The following is a 19,233-nucleotide window of genomic DNA, read 5'->3' as shown; positions in this document are numbered from 1 at the left end:
ATTTCCCCGTTGTCAAGAGGTGTCGCATGTTCTCCGACCTCGCGGACCGCTCACCGCGCGGAATCGCCGGCGCCGTCAGCCGCGCGATCCGGGCCGGGGAGCTGGTGTCCGGGGACCGGCTGCCGACCGTGCGCGACGTCGCCGCCGAGCTCGGCGTCTCCCCCGCGACGGTGTCGGCCGCGTGGCAGGCGCTGCGCCGGACCGGGCTCGTGACGTCCCGCGGTCGGGCTGGCACCTTTGTGTCCGGCGAGCCGGTCCGCTGGCTCTCACCGCGCCAGCGCGACCTGATGGGCTCCGGCCCCGACCATCCCCGCTTCGACCTCTCCCGCGGTACGCCGGACCCGGACCTGCTGCCCGCCCTCGGCCCCGCGTTGCAGCGGGTCTCCGCACGAGCCGGGACGCTGACCTACCAGGAGCAGCCCGTGCTGCCGGCCCTGCGCGACGTCCTCGTCGCCGCGTGGCCCTACGACGCCCCATCGCTCACCGTCGTCGACGGCGCCACCGACGCGATCGCCCGGGTGCTGGAGCAGGTCGTCGGCTATGGCGACCGGGTGGTGCTCGAGTCCCCCGGCTTCCCGCCGTTCTATGACCTGGTCGAGGCGCTGGGTGCCGAGGTCGTGCCCGTCGAGCTCGACGGCGAGGGCATCCGGCCGGCCTCGTTGCGGGCGGCGCTTGCCCGCAAGCCGGTCGCCGTCGTCCTTCAGCCACGCGCCCACAACCCGACCGGCGTCTCGACCACCGCCGCGCGCGCCGAGGCGATCGCCCGCGTGCTGAAGCGGGCGGCCACGACGCCGTGGGTGGTCGAGGACGACCACTGCGCCGGCATCAGCGGAGCGCCGGTCGTGACCCTGGCCGAGTGGCTGCCCGGCCACGTCGTGCACGTCCGGTCCTACTCCAAGTCCCACGGCCCCGACCTGCGGATCGCGGCCATGAGCGGCCCCCCGGCACTCCTCGATCCCCTCGTCGCCCGCCGCATGCTCGGCCCCGGCTGGACCTCCCGGATGGTGCAGACCATCCTGCTCGACCTGCTGACGTCGTCCACGCCGCTCGACGAGGTCGGCGAGGCCCGCCGCCAGTACTTCGCCCGCCAGCGCACCCTGGTCGACGCCCTCGCCGCCCACGGCGTCACTGTGCCGCAGCCCGACGGCATCAATCTCTGGCTTCCGGTGCGCGACGAGCGGGCGGCCGTCACCCACCTCGCCGCCGCCGGCATCCGGGTCACTGCCGGCTCGGTCTTCCAGGCACAGCCCGGCGGCGCCCCCCACGTCCGGGTCACCGCCGGCGCGTTGCACCCCGAGGACGCCCCCGGCGTCGCGGCCGCGCTCGCCGAGGCGGCCGGCTGGGAGCGGCGACCGACGGTGGCTACCCGCCCTCCGACAGGGGCAGCCGGACGGTCGTCGTGAGTCCCCCACCCTCCCGGGCGACCACGGAGAGCGTCCCACCGTGGGCCAGGACGATCCGGTCGACGATGGCCAGGCCCAGACCCACCCCGGCATGCTCGGTCTGGGCCCGTTCGTTGCCCCGCTGGAACGGCTCGACGAGGGTCGCCACCAGGGCGGGGTCGAGGCACTCGCCCGTGTTCTCGACGGTGAGCACGGCTGCCGCGTAGTCGAAGGCGACCCCCGTGGAGATGCCCGTGGAGATGCCCGTGGGGATGCCCGTGGAGATGCCCGTGGAGATGCGTAGTCGCCCGCCGGCCGGGAGGTTGTGGACGATCGCGTTGTGGACCAGGTTCGTGACCAGTTGAGCCACGAGGGCAGGGGAGCCGGGTGTCACGGCGGCGTCGGTGGTCGACTCGATCGTGATGCCGCGCCGCTCGGCGAGCGGGAGCAGCGTCTCGACCGCCTCCTCGGCGGCCAGTGACAGGTCGACCGGCTGGTCGTCGATGCGCGCCTCCGCACGACTGAGCAGGAGCAGCGCCTCGACCAGGGCGATCGCGCGGCCGTTGACCGACTGCAGTCGATCCATCAGCTCGTCGACGTCCCGGTCGGGCTCGCGCTGCGCAACCTCCAGCAGGGTCTGGGTGATCGCCAACGGCGTCCGCAGCTCGTGTGACGCGTTCGCCGCGAACCGCTGCTGCTCGGCCACGTGCGCCTCGAGCCGGGCGAGCATGGTGTCGAACGCGTCGGCGAGCTCACGGAACTCGGCCCCACGGCCGGGCAGGTCGACGCGGTGGGAGAGGGAGCCGGCCGAGGCCAGGCGGGTGGCCCGGGTGATCCTGTCCAGTGGGGCGAGCATCCGCCCGGCGAGGAGCCACCCTCCGACCAGTCCGACCACGAGCAGGAAGCCCAGCATGAGTGCGGCCTTCGGGGCGAAGGCCTCCCAGAGGTCGGAGCGACCGGGGATGAAGAGGGGCCGGTCCGGGAAGCCGGGGCCCTCCGGGACGGCGGTGTCGGAGACGGTGACCGCGTCCGCCGGCACGTAGCGCAGGAGGAAGACCCACACGACGGCCAGCAGTCCTGCGCCGGCGACGAGGACGAACCCGGCATAGCTGAGCGCGAGGCGCAGCCGGACGCTGGGCCCCCGCTCCCGCCTGGTCGCCCGCACGGGGCCCCTCCTGGCCGTCACCGGTCGGCCTCGGCTCCCGGGCCGACCGCATCCTCGATCCGGTAGCCGACGCCCGGCACCGTGGCGATCAGTGCCGGGTGCCCGAGCCGCTTGCGCAGGGCCGAGATCGTGATCCGCACGGCGTTGGTGAAGGGGTCGGCGTGCTCGTCCCAGGCCCGCTCCAGCAGCTGCTCGGCGCTGACGACGCCGCCCTCGGCCGCCACCAGGACCTCGAGCACGGCGAACTGCTTGCGCGTCAGCGCGACGTACCGGCCGTCACGGTAGACCTCGCGCCGGAACGGATCGAGGCGCAGCCCCGCGATCTCGCGCACCGGTGGGCGAAGGTGCGCCCGCCGCCGGTCGAGCGCGCGCAGACGCAGCACCAGCTCGCGGAGCTCGAACGGCTTGGTGAGGTAGTCGTCGGCGCCCAGCTCGAAGCCGGAGCTCTTGTCGTCCAGCCGGTCCGCGGCGGTCAGCATCAGGATCGGCATGCCGACCCCGGAGGCGACGATGCGCCGGGCGACCTCGTCGCCGGACGGGCCCGGGATGTCGCGGTCCAGGACCGCGATGTCGTAGGTGGTGGTGGCGAGCAGCTCGAGCGCGACGTCACCGTCGCCCGCGACGTCGGCCGCGATCGCCTCGAGGCGCAGGCCACTGCGGATGGCCTCGGCCAGCAGGGGTTCGTCCTCGACGACCAACACGCGCACGGCTCCGACCCTAGGCCCTGCCCGCATTTCGTCGACGTATCGATTTCCGCAGACGCTGTGGCAACGCCGACCTCCCTTGACTGGCCGCATGGTCCCTCCTGTTCGCCGGCAACGCGTCCGGACTCGTGTCGTGCTCCCGCTCGTCCTCGCGGCGGCGCTGGTAGCGGCGTGCGCGGCGTCCGTCGGGCACGTCCCTGCCGCCCTCGACCCGTCGTCCTTCGGGGACGTCCTCCACCGCGACGGGGTCGACCGACTCGGTGTCGAGGACGGGCTGGTGCCCGACGGTTCGTCGCCGTTCGACGACATCCCGGCCCTGTCCCGGCTGGATGCCGATCTGCTCGACGCGCTTCGCGCGGCGGCAGCCGACGCGGCGCAGGACGGGATCCGACTGGTCGTGACCAGCGGCTGGCGATCCACGCGCTACCAGCAGCGGCTGTACGACGAAGCGCTCGCCGAGCACGGCTCCGAGGCCGGTCGGTGGGCTGCCCGACCGGGGACCTCGGTCCATGAGACGGGTGGTGCGGTCGACCTCGGCCCGGTGGATGCCCAGCACTGGCTGGAAACCTACGGCGCCGGCCACGGACTGTGCCGCACGTACGACAACGAGCCCTGGCACTACGAGCTGCGCCCCGAGGCGGTCTCCCGCGGCTGTCCGGCGACGTACGCCGATGCCTCGGCCGACCCCCGGCTGCAGTCGTGACGCCCGGGCAGCCCGGCGGGGAGCAACGCCGCAACGTGCTGGAGATCCTGGTCCACTCCTACCCCGGCCTGGTCGTCATCGCCCTGACCACCGTCCCTCTCGCGGTCGCGGCGCTGTGGACCCTGACCCGCTGGCGGCGCCGCCACGACGTGCCCGCAGGAACGGCGCGGCGGCGCTCGGCGGTCGAGGTCGCGATGGTCTGGGCGACGCTGCCGTTGGTCGCGATGACCCTGGTCCCGGGACCGGATGCCGGCTCGACGGCCGGCGCGGTCAGCCTCGAGCCGCTGCGGGACCTCGCGACGATGCCGCCCTTCCAGGTGGCCGGCAACCTGGCGATCCTCGCGCCGGTCGGCCTCCTCGCCCCGCTGCGGTTCCCGGCGCTGGCGTCGATCGGGAGGATCACCGTGCTGGCGGCGACCGGCTCTGCGCTGATCGAGGTGGCGCAGTACGCCCTGCGACTGGACCGGGTGTCCTCGGTCGACGACGTCCTGCTCAACACCGCCGGCGCCGTCCTCGCTGCGCTGGTCTCGCGGCCGTGCTGGTCGGGGCGCAAGCCGGGCGGGTCCACCGCGCGGGCCGCTCAGTCGGGTCGGTCGACGATCCCGGCGACGCGGTCGAGGTACTGGAGCAGGTCGTGAGCGGCGAGCTCGACCCGCTTGTGGCGCCACTCGGCGGCCCGGTAGACGCAGGCGATCAGCCCGCTGCGGTGGACACGCCGGAAGTCGCCGTAGACGAAGGCGTGGCGGGCCTTCGTCTCGTCGTTGGCGCCGGCGGTGAGGCCCAGATACCAGGCGGCGTACTCCTCCCACGAGCGCCGCTCGAGGAACCCGTTGCCCGCCTCCGCGTCGGGCTGCACGTCGCCCCAGTCGCTGTCGAGGACGTACTGCCGGGCGTCGATGAGGGCGCGGGCCTTCGCGACGGCACGGTGGTTGACGGTGTAGCGGGCCATCGGGCCTCCCGAGTGCTGCGGCGACACCTCGAGGGTGCCACAACGGCGAGCGGCCCCGGGGTCAGGCGGGAGGGTCGAGCCGTAGCGCGGCGACGACCTCGCCGAAGCGCTGGAGGAAGGCCCGCTCATCGAGACGCTTGCGGCGCATCCATGCGGTGACCTCGTCGTTGCACTTGCTCGCGTTGCAGGAGCGACCGTCGTCCGTGTCGCCACGGGCCGATCCTGCCGGGTCCGGGAGACGCCGCACGGCCCGGCTCGCCGAGGCGAGCCGGGCCGTGCGGATGGAACGCGTGGACTGATCAGATCAAGCCGGTTCGACCTGCCTCCTACGGCGAACGATCAGCACTCCGCCGACGAGGAGGGCAAGAGCGGCGAGGGAGGATCCGACAAGCGGATCGAGGATCGGCCACTCCGCCATCGGACCGACCGTCACCGTGAGAGTCGACGGAACGACCTGGCCCGAGGTGTCGGTGATCTGGTAGCCGATCGGCTCATCGGTCCCCGTATAGCCCTCCGCCGGCGTGAACGTGATCTGACCGTCCACCACCTCGTAGACGCCGTCCGTCGTCGTCACCGACGTCACCGGCTCGTTGCTCGCCGGGTCGATCAGCAGGAGCGTGGTCGGGTCGAAGGTGGAGCCGGTGGACGGTTGATCGTTGGTGACAGGGTCGATGGTCAGGGGCACGCCGGCAACCGTCGACGCCGTGTCGGGCTCGGCCGTGGGCTGGTCGAAGATGCTGATGCGCACCATCGCGGTCGAGCAGCTCGTCGAGTCCGCGGTCTGGCAGATCTCGTAGGTCAGCTCATAGACGGCCGCCTCGGTGCCCGGCGGCACGGTGACGGTGCCGTCGGGGTTGAGGATCGCGCCAGCGAGGCCACCCTCATCGGTCAGGGTGAAGGTCACGTTCTCGGTGGTCGCGGGTTCAGCGCCAACGGTGTCGTTGATGAGCACGGAGGGCGTCGTACCGCCTGCGGTGGAGATCGCGCTCGCGGTGAAGTCGTCGTCCATCGCGTTGATCGGGACGTTGATCGGGATCAGGTAGTCCTCGACCTCACCGGCGTAGTTGGTGAGCTGGCCAGTGGTGGTGACCGGTTGCGCCCACAAGCCGACCGGACTCGCGACCGACGCTCCAGTCGCGAGCGGCTGGAGCGATGCCTGAGCGAGGCGAAGGCGGAGCAAGGAGCCGCCTTCCGGCGAGCTCCGGACGTCCCCCGGCACGGTCCAGGTGAGCGTCCGGTTCCCCGTGGCGGCGAGGAACTGCGACGTCGGGTTCGAAGCCTCGTCGGCCTCGAACTGGCCGTTGCCGTTCCAGTCGATGAATCCCCTGAGCTGCAGGACTGCGTTTCCGTGCCGGGTGATCGGCACGGCCAGCGAGTACGTCTGCCCAGCGACGACGCCGCTGATGGCGGGCGGCGTCGAGAAGGCGTCGTCGTTGTCGCCGGTCGCGGTGGCATTGGACCGCGCCGTGCCCTCGAACGTCTGGCCGGCACCGAGGGTGGCCAGCCCCGATGTGAAGGTGGCCGGCGTGAAGCCAGCGAAGAGCGGGGTCCGCACGGCCGGGTCGCCCACGGCGGCCGGCGCCGGGATGACCCCGCCGGTGATGGTGGGCCGCACCAGGTAGCCCGCGTCGCCGTAGGACGTCGGTCCGTCGGAGTACTCCTGCGGCAGCATGACGCCGACCGCGAGAGCACTGGTGCCGCCGCCCTTCATCGCGACCCTGGCGTGGTCGGCACTGACGTAGGAGACAGCCGTCGGTCCGCTGGCGCACAGACTCGTGTTGGAGAAGCGGACCTGCGTTCCGGTCGTCGATTCGTCGTACTGCACCGTGGTCGCGTCGGCGTTGATGTCGCCCGTGCAGCCCGCGGCCCGGGTGCGGTCGATCACCTGCACGGTGGCGGGCGACTGGGCGGTGATCTGCACCCACTCGTTGCTCGCCGACTGCTCGGCATCGGCCATGACGAGGCCCGGGAGTGCGTAGGGCTCGCCGTCGAATGTCGCCGAGCAGGAGAGGTCGAAGGATGCGGTCGCACCCGAAACCGACAGACCGTTGACCAGTCCGGTGCCGCGATAGAGCGCGTTGATCCCTGATCGGCCCCAACTGGTCGGGTTGTAGACGCGGACGTTGCGGTCCAGATTGCTGACCGTGCAGGTCGTCGCAAGCGTATGGCCGCCGACTGAGGTGGTGTTGGTGACCGTGAACGGTGATCCGGCCGTCAGGACCTGCCCGGCCACCCCCCACTCGAACCAGTCGACCGAGCCGACGTATGCACCGCTGCCCTCCGTCGCATACTGGGCGGACGCGGGTGGGTGACCACCCACGAGCAGGGCGCCCAGGCAGGCCGTCGCGAGCGCGCTCGCCGCCAGGCGGCGGGGGATCTTCCTCATCGTTCACTCCCATGAACTCGTCGTTGCTGGTTCGTCGCAGGAGGATGTCTCCGACGTGCGACCGGCCAGCGGTTCCGGCAACTCAACGGCGACGGTCCGACGGCGACATGGGGAGGTCACCGTCTTCAGCCTTGTTTTCACCCTGAGCCGGGACGGAGGCTCAGCGAAGGAAGGAGAAGTCCCACAGATGGGTGCCGAGGATGCTCGCCTGGCTCGACGAGACCGAAGCGCCGGCGTCCCGCTCGGCCGCCTGGATCGCGGGCTGGAGACGATCGACCAGGTCGGGGCGGACCCACACGTTGACGTAGTAGCCCCGGTCGAAGGCCGGACCGCTGAAGAAGACGAAAGCGCTGTCCTCAGCCCATCTCTGCGCTACGCGTTGGCCGAGCGTCGCGGTGAACTCGCCGGTCCGCTCGATCGTGGACGAGGCCAGGACCACCACGCCGACGCCGGCGGCCTCGAGGTCGCTCGCGCCAAAGGTCCCCTGCACGACACGAAGGTTGGTCCGGCCTTGGAGCTCGACGACATCGGTGTCCTGGGCGAACGAGAGGGCGCCGGCGTCGGCGACAGCGACCGTGGCGCCCGCTTCGTGGATCGCCACCCCGATGGCCTCGTGGGCTGCCGCGAGACGGTGCCGATAGGTCGCGACCGAGATCAGGTGGTCGACAGGCATCCACGACACGATCACGACCAGACCGAGGGCCGCGATGCCGGTCGCGCCGTGGTCCTTGCTGACCAGCCGGGTGCCGGCACCCACGATCACCATCACCATGCCGGCGAGGACGACGGTCTGCGACGCGGCAGCGGAGCCGAGCGACTGCATGCTCGCCACAGCTGTCACGGCAACGGCGCCCAGGGCCCAGCCGTCGCCGCCTCGCAGGCTGCGTTGCAACAGGTCGGTCCGCACGGGCCGCGACAACACGACTGCGGCGACCGGGAAGGCCGCCTGCCACAGGTAGCGGTTCGCAAAGTCGGTGGTGAGATCGAAGACGCCGTAACCGAGGAGGACGCCGGCACTCGTCAACGCCAGCACGAGCGGGGTCATGTCCTGCCGTGAGGTCCGAGCATCTGGCGTCTGGTCGTCCGCGGTCGCGGACGTGGATCCCCTGCTGAGCACCAGCACCAACACGAGGAGAGCGACCAGCACGACCCCCGTCAGCGCTGCGACCAACGGCGTCTCGACCTGGTCGGCGATCGATCCGCCGGAGGTCGCCGCGCGGAGGCTGTCGGGCCACAACGACCCATAGAAAGCCCCCCGCGCCGTCCAGTACGCCGCCGCGAAGCCCCCCACGGTCAGCACACCGACCGCTCGTGCGCGCCCGCGTCGGACCGCCAGTGCCCAGGCCACGGCTGCCAGAGCGAAGACGAGACCCTCGGGGCGCAGCAGGACGAGCAGGCAACAGAGCAGGTGCCCCAGCGGCCCGAGTCCTCCGCGCACATAGAGACGCGCGAACACCACCGCGATCACGACCGCGAACGGAACTGACTCGATCCCGGAGAAGAGCTGGATGAAGAACACGGGGCTGAGCAGTGCTGCTCCGCGCAGCACAAGGAGCTGCCGCCGACCCAGTCCGAGCTGTCTGGTCCAGAGGAGATAGCCCGCGAGAGTCAGGACGCCGACCAGCTTGAAGAAGAGTTCGGTCGAGATGCCGACCAGAGCCGGCACCGCAGCGAGCAAGGCGTGGACCGGACTGGTGTAGCCCTCGGTGCGCGGCCCGTTCGGGTTCCAGCACCAACAACCCCGCTCGACCAGCTGTTCGCCGTAGCGCCAGGTGATGAAGGCAGTGTCGTCGGTGAACCTGACGAACACGAACGCCAGCACCAGTCCGACGAGTGCGACCAGCCAGCCGGCGGGCGATCCCGCGCTGAGCCGTCTCAGGCGAGGGCGAGGCATCTTCACCGCAGCACGCTGGCATCCGCGGATGGCAGTGTCCGTCGAAGGGGATCGCGTTCATCCCGAGCTTCATCCTCCCGCCCCTCGGGATGAAACCCGGCTGAAAGCCTGACCGAGGCAGTCACCCCCACCCCGGGGCGCTGTTTGCCTCGGTGGGTGCGGCGTTACCCCGGGACGCCCGACGACGTGGGAAGCAGGGACATCGGCATGTACGGCGGCAAGGGGCCACTCGGCGCGGTCGGAGGCGTGGCAGCACTGCCGGCGACGGGTGTCGGCTTCTCCCCGGTCCTCTTCATCGCACTGGCGCTCGCCTTGATCCTGGCAGGACTGCTGATCGTGCGCTCCCACCGCATCGCCATCGCGAATGCGGCCGCATCGAGCGCGACCGTCGAACTGTCGGCAAGGCCCTGGCGCAAGGGGTAGAGGATGCAGCTGTTCCGGTCGGCCGAGGCCACGTCGCTGTTGCTGGTGGTCATCTTCCTCACCTACTTGACGTCGATCGTCGTGTCCTACTTCCGGCAGGGCCGCAACCTGCCGGGCAACGTCGAGGACTTCGACTTCCACATGTTCGTCCCGGCACGCGACGAGGAGGCCGTGATCGGCCAGACCATCGACCGCCTACGTGAGGACTTCGAGACAGCCCACGTGTGGATCGTCGATGACGCGAGCGACGACCGGACCGGGGACATCGTGCGCGGGCGGGCCGCTCACGACCCACAGGTGCACCTGGTCTCCCGCGTGCGACCCGATGCCCGCACCGGCAAGGGCGACGCGCTCAATGCCGCCTACGCCCGGCTGGACGAATTCCTGCCGGCCGACACCGACCGCACCGCGCTGGTGGTCTGCGTCGTCGACGCCGACGGCCACCTCGCGCCGGACATCCTCCATCACGTCGCCTCCGACGCCGTGATGGGCGATCCGAGCGTCGGCGCGGCCCAGGTCTCGGTGCGGATGCGCAATCGTGATGACCGCACTCCGCTGCCGGGCCGCGGGCGGGTTGCCAACTTCCTGTCCCGCTATCTCGTGCGGATGCAGGACGTCGAGTTCCGTACGGCGATCGCGGCCATGCAGGCGCTGCGGGCTCGCACTCGATCGGTCGGTCTGGGCGGCAACGGCCAGTTCACCAGGCTCTCGGTGCTCGACGAGATCAAGCAGCACTACGGCGAGCCGTGGCACGGGTCGCTGCTCGAGGACTATGAGCTCGGCGTGCACGTGATGCTCGCGGGCTACGAGAACAAGTACATCAACGACACCTACGTCAGCCAGGAGGGCCTCACGGACTTCCGCCGGCTGGTGACCCAGCGGACCCGCTGGTCGCAGGGCAACATCCAGTGCATCAAGTACTTGCCCGAGATCGTCCGTTCGCGGCACTTCACCTCGGCTGCGGTGCTCGAGGCCGGCTACTACCTGCTGCTGCCGCTGATCCAGCTCCTCGGCATGGTCGTCTGGCCGATCGTTGCCTGGTTCCTGGTGCAAGGCACCCTCGATCAGGGCTCCACGGGGATCGTCGAGTGGGGCCGTGACTCGTGGCCGCTGATCCTGCTGATGGTCGTTCTCGGTGTGCTGCCGTTCGCGATGTGGGGCCCCGTCTACAAGGTGCGGTGCGAGCCCGACGCGAGCTGGCTCAAGGCCTGTGCCTGGGGCATCGGCATGTTCGTCTACATCTACTACCTCTACCTGACCGTGCCCCGTGCGATGTATCGGGTGATGCGCGGCAGGTCGGGCTGGGCGAAGACCCGCCGCAACGCCGAGGACCTGACCGTGGGTGTCACGGCCCTGGAGGCCTGACCATGGCTGAGCGCTACCGCCGTCCCGCGTCAGCCGAGGTCCACGAGGTCGGTCCTCTCGCACGCGCCGGTCGCTGGGTGTTCGCGCTGAGCCTGGTGGGCGCCGCCGTCTTCGGCGCACTCCAGGAGGCCCGCTTCCGAGTGCTGGAGGCGACGATCGCCCAACAGTGGATGGGCGGGCCGCTCGAGGGCAGCGTGCGCCGGTTCGAGGACCTCCTCTACTTCCCGTGGGTCAATGGCCCGGCCGTCGGCCTGCAGATCACCTCCGAGTGCACCGTCATCCTCCTGATCGCCCCCGTGGTCGTCGTCGCCGCGGTGCTGTGCGCCCTCACCCGCTTCCAACTGCTCCGCGTGGCGGGCGGCCTCATCGCCGGAGTCGCCCTGCTGATGATCGCCAACCAGATCCGGCTCCTCGTGATCGCCTTCTCGGTCCAGACGTGGGGCTGGGCCGGCTACGACGTCAGCCACAAGTTCGTCGGCACGGTCATCGGGCTCGTCGGCTTCACCCTCGCCGTGCTCCTGATGCTCCGCGTCGCCGCCGGATCAGATCGCTCTCGTCGCCGCGATCGGAGCCTGGCGTGAGCGGCGACCTGGCCGGTCGGGTGGCCGTGGTCCTCGGCACCCGCCCCGAGATCATCAAGCTCGCCGGTATCGTGCGCGCGCTCGGAGATCGAGGCTACGTCGCTCACACCCAGCAGCACTACGACCCGGGCCTGTCGAACGTCTTCCTCGACGGCTTCGACCTGCCGCGACCCGAGATCACGGTCACCGGCGTCGGCGGATCCGGACGCGCCAGCCAGTTCGCGCGGATCCTCGACCAGCTCACTGCGGCGTTCGAGCACCAGCCACCGGCGGCAGTGATCGTCCAGGGCGACACCAACACGGCTGCAGCCGCCGCGCAGGCGGCGCACTTCCTCGCCATCCCTGTCGTCCATGTCGAGGCAGGCCTGAGGTCGTTCGACCGGGCCATGCCCGAGGAGATCAACCGGATGTTGATCGGTGTCATGGCCGACCTGCACTGCGCTCCGACGGATCAGGCGCGGGTCCACCTGCTCGCCGAGGGAGTCGACCCCGCGCGGATCGTCGTCACCGGCAACACCGTCATCGAGGCCACCCTCGAGATGCTCCCCGACGCCGCGGAGAGGGCGAAGGTGCTGTCCCGTGTGGGCGTCGCGGACGAGGGGTTCGTGCTCGCCACCATCCACCGCCCCGAGAACACCGACTCACCCGAGCACCTCGCAACGATCCTCGGCGCGCTGCAGGGCATCGGCCTTCCGGTCGTCATGCCCCTGCACCCCCGCACGCTCGCACGGGTCAACTCCTTCGGTCTGCGTGACCTGCTCGGCGGCATCAACGTGATCGAGCCCACCGACAGCGCGACCTTCCTCGCACTTGCTGCACACGCTCGCCTCCTCGTCTCCGACTCCGGCGGCGTGCAGGAGGAATGCACCGTGGTGAAGCGTCCGCTCATCGTGATCCGCAACAGCACCGAACGACCTGAGGCCATCGATGCCGGGTTCGCCCGGCGCCTGCTGCCCGACGGCTCCCTTGCCACCGGCCTGCGCGAGGCCGCGAGTGATCCGGAGTGGATCCGGTCACTGGCCGACCTGGAATCGCCGTACGGCGACGGGACGGCAAGCGCGCAGGTCGTGGCGGCCCTCGACGCCTTGCTGCGCCAGCGCGCCTGACGCGTCTCCGCCCCGACCAGACCGGGTGGAGGGGCAGCGGGACCGAGCCGCGATGAAGGCCGGGATGAAAGCCAGGATGAAAGCCGGGCCATCATCCGCGTTTTCACCCTTTACTTTCCCTTGCGCGCGAAGATGGTCCGGTCGGCCGCGCCCAGACGGTCCCCGCGCACGAAGGCAACGCCCTCCCCCATGCTCGCTCTCAGCCCCGTTCCGGCGGACCGCCCGGCTCGCTCCAGTGGGAGCCGACCGTGAGCGACCAGACCCTGCGGCGCAACCGTCTTCTCGACCGCCTCGAGGACACCTCGTGGCAGATGTACGTGCTGTCCGCGCCGAGCGGATTCGGAAAGACGACGCTGCTGCGCTCATGGGTCGGCGACATCGGTTCCTCCGTGCCGGTGGCGTGGGTGTCCCTCGCCGCCGACTCCGACAATGTGGCTGGCTTCTGGCGCCGTGTGGTGAGCACTGCCCGACGGCTGGGGCAGTTCGAGGATCGCGAACTCGCGGAACTCATCGACAGCACCGAGGACCCGGTGCCCGCGGTCGGTCGCTTCATCGACGCGGCCGGGCCCCGCGTGCTCGTGCTCGACAGCTACGAGAACCTCCGCGGAGCCACCGCCCAGATCGACGTGGACCTGCTGCGGTTGCTCGATCATGCGCCCGAACTTCGGGTCGTCATCACCACCCGCGGCCGCACCGGACTCGCCGACGGGGGTGCGGCACTGGACTCGCGGCTCCGGCTGCTGACCGAGCGCGAGCTCGCCTTCACTGCCGACGAGACCGCGGCCTTTCTGAGGTCGGCCGTGAGCCCCGAGGACAGCGAGAGTCGGATCCTGCGAGCCCATCTCGACACCAACGGATACCCCCTCGCCCTGAGAGCCACGCGCCTCGCGTTGACGCGACGCGCGGACCTGCCGACGACGGAGACCGTCGACTGGCGAGCAATGGTCGCCGACTATCTCAAGCAGCAGCTCGCCGGATCACCGGCCCACGAGTTCGTGCGACGCACGTCGGTGCCGCCGTACGTCGACGCGGAGCTCGCCGAGCATCTCGGCGGCGCCGACGCGGCAGCCCTGATCGCCGACCTCGAGTGGAACGGGTTCGGCCGATGGATCCCCTACGCGCGGGGGAGGTCGGTGTTCCAATACGTCGAGTCGGTGCGCGACGTCTTCCTGACCGACCTGCGCGAGAACGACCCGAGGACCTTCTACCGCTCGGCCAGCATCTCCGCCTCGTGGCTGCTTGCCAACGACGAGCACGAGTTGGCCCTGTCACTGGCCATCGACGCCACGAACTACGCCTTGGCCGAGTCGATCTTCTTTTTTAATGATACGGCGACCACCGAGATNCCATCGACGCCACGAACTACGCCTTGGCCGAGTCGATCTTCCGCACGGTCGTGGTGGCGAACCCCGAGAGCTACACGACGGATCGTCTCGGCGCCCACCTCAGCCGGATTCCGCGCTCGGTCCTGCTCCGATCTCCGGTTCTCGCCTTTGCCTACGGTCTGGCGCAGCTGAGCAATGTCGGGACACGAGCGGGAGCGGCCGAGGCATTGCGGACCCCGGCGCTGCACTCCGTGGAGCGTCAGGCGGGCCTCTCCGCCACTGAGGTCGCACTGCACCACGTCTTCAAGGCAGGCAGCCTGCGTTGGATCGGTCGTTTCGCGGACTCCGCCGCTGCGGCGGACGTGGGCATGGCTCACTTCCATTCGCTGGGACGTGATGATCGCGACGCGCTCGGCGAGGTGGGGCCGGTGGCGCTGCGCCACCACGCCTACTCGCTTTTCCAGGTCGGCCGTTTCGCCGAGGCGCAGCGGATCGTCGACCTCGCCATCAGTGCAGCCGGCCGCCCGTGGAGCCGCAACTACACGTTGGTCTACGGCCTCGGGCTCAGCGCGTTCGAGGGCCGTGTTCCCGCCGCTCGCGCCACCGCGAGCCTGATCGATCCCGACAAGTGGCCGCACGATCACGCCCACTCCTACATGAACGCGCTCGGCCGGATCGGGCAGGCCACGCTCCTCCTCGACGACTTCGACTTCGACGGCGCCCTCGCTCAGTTCGACGACTGTGAGGCGTTCCTCCACACGGCCGAGTTCTGGCCGCTCATCAACTGGGTCTTCGCCCACGCCCGGCTCGGTCTCGGCGCCGTCGGCACCGAGACTCACCGCCTCCACGAAGCGGTCTTCGCCGCACAGCCCCCTCCCGGGATCGGTGACAGCGTCGCCACGGCTGCCCTGCTCAACATTCTCGCGATCTCCTGGTTCGCGGCCGGCAACCGCAAGCAGGCACTCGACGTGCTGAAGCAGCGCCAGACCCACAACGGCCAGCTCGCGCCGGCCGAGGCCCTGTCCCGGATGACAACGGGCAACCCTGATGCCGTGCTTCGCGACCTGCCCGCGCTCGAAGCCAGGACCGGCCACACCGTCCGCTCCACACTGGCCACCCTCACCGTGGCCGCGGCGGCCGCCGTGCAGACCGAGCGCGCGGAAGTGGCCGCCACGCTGCTGCGTCGCATTGCCGCGCTGCACGAGTGCCATGGCCCGCGCCTGCAGTTGATGTACCTGTCCTCGGACGACCTCGCGGCCCTGCGTGCGTTCGCCAGCGACCTGGGCGAGCCGGCTGCGGTGGCCCACTTCGCGGGCCGGGTCTCTCCGGGCATCGCTCGGTGGCAGCTGGTCGAGCCGGCCACCGCGGCATTGAGCCGGCGCGAGCAGATCGTGCTCGAGGCGATGTTGCGGTTCGACTCCCGGGCCGATCTCGCTGAAGCGCTCCACGTCTCCGAGCACACGGTCAAGAGCCAGCTCCGCTCGATCTACAAGAAGCTGGGCGTCAACAACCGCGACGCGGCCATCGAACGCGCGATCACCCTCGGTCTCTTCGGCGACCGTCGCCGGGAACTGCGGTGACGGACCCGTCACAGCGACAGCTGGTCCTCACTCTCTGCGTCGCTGAAGTCTTCCTGCTCGGCTGCTCCTTCTCCGGCGCCACTGTCGCGCTGCCGGTGCGCATCGACGACATCAGATCGTCGATGCGAGCGGAGTCGATCCTGGGCCTGACGCTCGCGGTCGGCGGCCTGGCCGCCATCCTGTCCGCTCCGATCTTCGGGTGGCTCAGCGACCGGACCTATCGCACTACGGGGCGACGCACGCCATGGATCGTCGGCGGCACCGCTGCGGCGACCCTCGCCCAGGCCGCCCTGATCGCCGCGGACTCCCCCGCCGCGATGGTCCTTGCCTGGACCGCGACCCAACTCGGCATCACCGCCGCCGTCTCAGCGCTCTACGGCGCTGTCCCCGACCTTCTCGGCAGGGCCGCGTGGCCCCAGGTGGCAGCGTGGTTCGCGGGCTCGGCGACCGGTTCGATCGCGCTCGGCGCGGGTGTCGCGGCCGTGCTGCCGAAGGAGCCCGTCGTGCTGTTCACGGCTCTTCCGATGGTCTCCCTGGTCGTGGTCGCGGCGTGCGCGCTTCGCCTGGGACGCGTCTCCCGTGCACGCCGGCGCTCGCTTCCGGCCCGCGTGCGCGGCAAGATCAGCGCTCCGGACGGCTTCTGGCGACTGTGGGTCCAACGCCTCGTCGCCCAGAGCGGGTGGGCCGCGACGGCTCTGTTCGGCGTCCACCTGTTGGAGAGGCGTGCCGGCCTGGACACCGACAGCTCGGCGACGATCGTCGGGATCGCGGGCATCATCGCTGCCCTGCTCGGGCTGCTGGCTGCGGGCCTCCTCGCCCGGTGGATCGTCGCTCACGTCGGCTACCGTCCCGCGCTCGTGACCGGACTCAGCGTCATCGTCCTGGCGTGCATCGCGCTGTCCTTCACGACGTCGGCGCCCGGCTACATCGCGGCGACGTCACTGGCCGGGATCGGCGTCGGGATCTTCAACGCCCTCGATCTCACCCTGGTGCTCCACGTGCTCCGGGCCGGCGAGGAAGGACGGTTCCTCGGAATCTTCAGCGTCGCGCGCACCCTGCCGCAGTCGCTCGTCACTGCCGGCGCGCCCGTCGTGCTCTCCATCGGACCGGACCTGGTGGGCCACGACCGCAGCCAGAACTACTGGCTGCTCTACACGGCCTGCGCGGTGCTCACCGCCTGCGCCATCCTGCTCGTACGACGGCTACCGGTGCCCGAACGGACCTGACCGCCGTGACGACCAGGACGCCATCGGCACAGCGCGGGAACCCGGCACGATGTTCCCGGCCCGGGAGACGCCGCACGGCCCGGCTCGCCGAGGCGAGCCGGGCCGTGCAGGTGGAACGGGTGGAGCAGAGCAGAGATCAGGCAGGGAAGCCCTTGCCCGAGGCAGCGAGCTCGCGCAGCCACGGCGTGGCCTGGAAGCGCTCGCCGTAGGCCGCGGCCAGCTCGTCGGCACGCGCGAGGAAGGCGTTGAGGCCGATCTCGCCGGACTCCTTGTCCTCGTAGCCCGTCATGAACTGGGCCGCACCACCGGTCATCGGCGGGAAGCCGATGCCCATGATCGAGCCGATGTTGGCGGCCGCGGCGGAGGTGATGACACCCTCCTCGAAGCACTTCGCGGTCTCGAGCGCCTCGGCGAAGAGCATCCGGTCGCGGATGTCCTCGATCGGGATCTGCGTCTCCGACACCGGGAAGAGGTCGGCCAGACCGGCCCAGATCGAGCCGCGCTTGCCGTCGACGTACTCGTAGAAGCCGGCGCCACGGAGACGACCGGGACGACCGGCCTCCACCATCTTGTCGACGACGGACGAGCCCGGGTGATCGGCGTACGACGTGCCGTCGCGCTCGGCGGCGTCGCGGGTGGCCTTGGCGATCTTCTGCATCAGCTCCATGTTGAGCTCGTCGGTCAGCTGCAGCACCGGAGCCGGGTAGCCGGCCGAGGTGGTGCCCCGCTCGATGCTCCACGGGTGGATGCCCTCGGCGAGCATCGCCAGGCCCTCGTTGACCATGTAGCCGATGACGCGCGAGGTGTAGAACCCACGGCTGTCGTTGACCACGATCGGCGTCTTGCGCATCTGCAGGACGACGTCGTAGGCCTTGGCGAGCGCCTCGTCCGAGGTCTCCTTGCCGGCGATGATCTCGACCAGCGGCATCTTGTCGACGGGGCTGAAGAAGTGCAGGCCGATGAACCGCGGACGGTCGGCCTCGTTCTCCAGACCGGCGGCGAGCTCGGTGATCGGCAGCGTCGACGTGTTGGAGCACAGGACGGCGTCGGGCGCGAGGTGCGGGAGGACCTCCGCGAACACCTTGGCCTTGAGGGCCGGGTCCTCGAACACGGCCTCGATGACGATGTCGGCACCCGCGGCGTCCGCCGGGTTGTCCGTCGCGGTGATCCGGCCGAGCAGCTCGGCCTTCTTCTCCTCGGTGGACTTGCCCCGGCTGATCGCCTTGTCGAGCAGACCGGCGGAGTAGGACTTGCCCTTCTCGGCGGCCTCGACCGAGATGTCCTTGAGGACGACCTCGGCACCGGACTTGGCCATGACGTAGGCGATGCCCGCGCCCATCATGCCGGCGCCCAGCACGACGACCTTCTTGGCGGTGTACTTCTCGGGGCCCTGCGGACGCAGCGAGCCGGAGTTGATCGCCTGCAGGTCGAAGAAGAACGCCTGGATCATGTCCTTCGAGCCCTGGTTGACGATCAGGTTCGCCAGGTAGCGGGACTCGATGCGCGAGGCGGTGTCGAAGTCCACCTGCGCACCCTCGACCGCGGCCGCGAGGATCGCGCGGGCGGCGGGATAGACGGCACCCTTGGTCTGCTTGCGCAGCAGGGCCGGGAAGGCCGGGAGGAAGGCGGCCAGGGCGGGCGACTTCGGCGTACCGCCGGGCATCTTGTAGCCCGGGGCGTCCCACGGGTTGAGGGCCGACTCGGGGTTGGCCTTGATCCATGCCTTCGCCGCGGGGACGAGCTCCTCGCGGGTGGCGACGACCTCGTCGATCAGGCCCTTCTTGAGAGCGGCCTGCGGGTTGAACTGCGCGCCCTGCAGCAGGATGTCCATCAGCGCGGTCTGGATGCCGAACATGCGGACGGTGCGGGTCACGCCGCCGCCGCCGGGCAGCAGGCCCAGGCTCGCCTCGGGCAGGCCGATCTTGACGGAGTTGTCGTCGACGGCGATCCGGTGCTGGGTCGCCAGGGTGATCTCGCAGCCACCGCCGAGGGCGGCGCCGTTGATCGCGGAGACGACGGGCTTGGGGAACAGCTCGAGGCGGCGGAGGTCGGCCTTGACGTTCTCGCTCATCGACATCACGTCGGCGGCGTCGTCCCGGGTCGCGGTGACCATGCCCTTGAGGTTGCCGCCGGCGAAGAAGGTCTTCTTGGCCGAGGCGATGACGACGCCGGTGACGTCGTCCTGCTCGTCGTAGAGACGGTCGACAGCGGCCTTCATCGAGCTGATGTAGAGCTCGTTCATCGTGTTGGCGCTGGCGTTGGGGTCGTCAAGGGTCAGGGTGACGATGCCGTCGGCGTCACGCTCGTAGCGCACGGCGGTCTGGGTGTCGGTGCTCAATGTTGTGTCCTGTTCAGTGAAGTCTGGTTCGAAGACGACTGGGTCTCGATACGCGCCGTCGCGGCTTCGTTCCTCAGCCGCGGGCGCTACTCGACCTGGCTCGTTC

At 70.4% G+C, this 19,233-nt stretch carries 16 protein-coding genes; 9 read left to right on the top strand and 7 right to left on the bottom strand.

Annotation, left to right across the window (positions count from 1 at the left end; all coding sequences use genetic code 11):
- The first annotated feature begins 26 nt into the window (after window positions 1–26).
- The gene (locus E9934_RS14510) at window positions 27–1,403 is read left to right on the top strand and encodes an aminotransferase-like domain-containing protein (RefSeq protein ID WP_136563607.1); all 1,377 of its coding nucleotides are present in this window, start codon (window positions 27–29) and stop codon (window positions 1,401–1,403) included.
- Here the strand turns inward: E9934_RS14510 and E9934_RS14505 are convergent.
- Together E9934_RS14505 and E9934_RS14500 are read right to left on the bottom strand one after the other, a co-directional pair.
- Window positions 1,363–2,547, bottom strand: a complete 1,185-nt coding sequence (locus E9934_RS14505; RefSeq protein ID WP_136563606.1) for a sensor histidine kinase — start codon at window positions 2,545–2,547, stop codon at window positions 1,363–1,365. The genes E9934_RS14510 and E9934_RS14505 overlap by 41 nt on opposite strands.
- A 17-nt stretch (window positions 2,548–2,564) precedes the next feature.
- Complete coding sequence (locus tag E9934_RS14500; RefSeq protein ID WP_136563605.1) at window positions 2,565–3,254, bottom strand: response regulator transcription factor; 690 nt, start codon at window positions 3,252–3,254, stop codon at window positions 2,565–2,567.
- A 130-nt stretch (window positions 3,255–3,384) separates the two neighbouring features.
- Between E9934_RS14500 and E9934_RS14495 the strand changes: the two genes are divergently transcribed.
- Together E9934_RS14495 and E9934_RS14490 are read left to right on the top strand one after the other, a co-directional pair.
- Window positions 3,385–3,954: a D-alanyl-D-alanine carboxypeptidase family protein gene (locus tag E9934_RS14495; RefSeq protein WP_202977318.1), complete on the top strand. Its 570-nt coding sequence runs from the start codon at window positions 3,385–3,387 to the stop codon at window positions 3,952–3,954.
- The gene (locus E9934_RS14490; protein ID WP_238694968.1) at window positions 3,951–4,592 is read left to right on the top strand and encodes a VanZ family protein; all 642 of its coding nucleotides are present in this window, start codon (window positions 3,951–3,953) and stop codon (window positions 4,590–4,592) included. The genes E9934_RS14495 and E9934_RS14490 overlap by 4 nt, the downstream gene beginning before the upstream one ends.
- On the opposite strand, the gene E9934_RS14485 is transcribed toward E9934_RS14490, so the two are convergent.
- From E9934_RS14485 to E9934_RS14470, 4 genes are all read right to left on the bottom strand, one after another.
- Window positions 4,535–4,903, bottom strand: coding sequence for a hypothetical protein (locus E9934_RS14485; protein WP_136563603.1), 369 nt, complete (start codon window positions 4,901–4,903; stop codon window positions 4,535–4,537). The genes E9934_RS14490 and E9934_RS14485 overlap by 58 nt on opposite strands.
- A 61-nt stretch (window positions 4,904–4,964) precedes the next feature.
- Window positions 4,965–5,150 carry a hypothetical protein gene (locus E9934_RS14480; RefSeq protein ID WP_202977324.1) on the bottom strand — a complete coding sequence of 62 codons (186 nt, stop codon included), beginning with the start codon at window positions 5,148–5,150 and terminating at the stop codon, window positions 4,965–4,967.
- A gap of 57 nt (window positions 5,151–5,207) precedes the next feature.
- Window positions 5,208–7,289, bottom strand: a complete 2,082-nt coding sequence (locus E9934_RS14475; RefSeq protein ID WP_136563602.1) for a CshA/CshB family fibrillar adhesin-related protein — start codon at window positions 7,287–7,289, stop codon at window positions 5,208–5,210.
- Between the two features lie 160 nt (window positions 7,290–7,449).
- Window positions 7,450–9,189, bottom strand: a complete 1,740-nt coding sequence (locus E9934_RS14470) for a hypothetical protein (RefSeq protein WP_136563601.1) — start codon at window positions 9,187–9,189, stop codon at window positions 7,450–7,452.
- A gap of 150 nt (window positions 9,190–9,339) precedes the next feature.
- Between E9934_RS14470 and E9934_RS14465 the strand changes: the two genes are divergently transcribed.
- The 6 genes from E9934_RS14465 (at window position 9,340) to E9934_RS14435 (ending at window position 16,789) form a co-directional block, all read left to right on the top strand.
- Complete coding sequence (locus E9934_RS14465) at window positions 9,340–9,606, top strand: LPXTG cell wall anchor domain-containing protein (protein WP_136563600.1); 267 nt, start codon at window positions 9,340–9,342, stop codon at window positions 9,604–9,606.
- 3 nt (window positions 9,607–9,609) lie between these two features.
- On the top strand, window positions 9,610–10,971 hold the full coding sequence (locus E9934_RS14460; protein ID WP_136563599.1) for a glycosyltransferase family 2 protein: 1,362 nt from the start codon (window positions 9,610–9,612) through the stop codon (window positions 10,969–10,971).
- 2 nt (window positions 10,972–10,973) lie between these two features.
- Complete coding sequence (locus tag E9934_RS14455; RefSeq protein WP_136563598.1) at window positions 10,974–11,552, top strand: exosortase/archaeosortase family protein; 579 nt, start codon at window positions 10,974–10,976, stop codon at window positions 11,550–11,552.
- Window positions 11,549–12,658 (top strand): non-hydrolyzing UDP-N-acetylglucosamine 2-epimerase, encoded by a 1,110-nt coding sequence (wecB, locus tag E9934_RS14450; protein WP_202977317.1) that lies wholly within the window; start codon window positions 11,549–11,551, stop codon window positions 12,656–12,658. The genes E9934_RS14455 and wecB overlap by 4 nt, the downstream gene beginning before the upstream one ends.
- 1,369 nt (window positions 12,659–14,027) lie before the next feature.
- Window positions 14,028–15,563, top strand: coding sequence for a LuxR C-terminal-related transcriptional regulator (locus tag E9934_RS20545; protein WP_158295013.1), 1,536 nt, complete (start codon window positions 14,028–14,030; stop codon window positions 15,561–15,563).
- Complete coding sequence (locus tag E9934_RS14435; RefSeq protein ID WP_136563595.1) at window positions 15,560–16,789, top strand: MFS transporter; 1,230 nt, start codon at window positions 15,560–15,562, stop codon at window positions 16,787–16,789. The genes E9934_RS20545 and E9934_RS14435 overlap by 4 nt, the downstream gene beginning before the upstream one ends.
- 136 nt (window positions 16,790–16,925) lie before the next feature.
- On the opposite strand, the gene E9934_RS14430 is transcribed toward E9934_RS14435, so the two are convergent.
- Window positions 16,926–19,127: a 3-hydroxyacyl-CoA dehydrogenase NAD-binding domain-containing protein gene (locus E9934_RS14430; protein ID WP_136563594.1), complete on the bottom strand. Its 2,202-nt coding sequence runs from the start codon at window positions 19,125–19,127 to the stop codon at window positions 16,926–16,928.
- Window positions 19,128–19,233: the final 106 nt, after the last annotated feature.

It is taken from the genome of Nocardioides caeni (assembly GCF_004912195.1).
GTDB lineage: Bacteria > Actinomycetota > Actinomycetes > Propionibacteriales > Nocardioidaceae > Nocardioides > Nocardioides caeni.
Note: the sequence above shows the minus strand (reverse complement) of the source record. Positions and strands in the feature narration are given on the sequence as shown.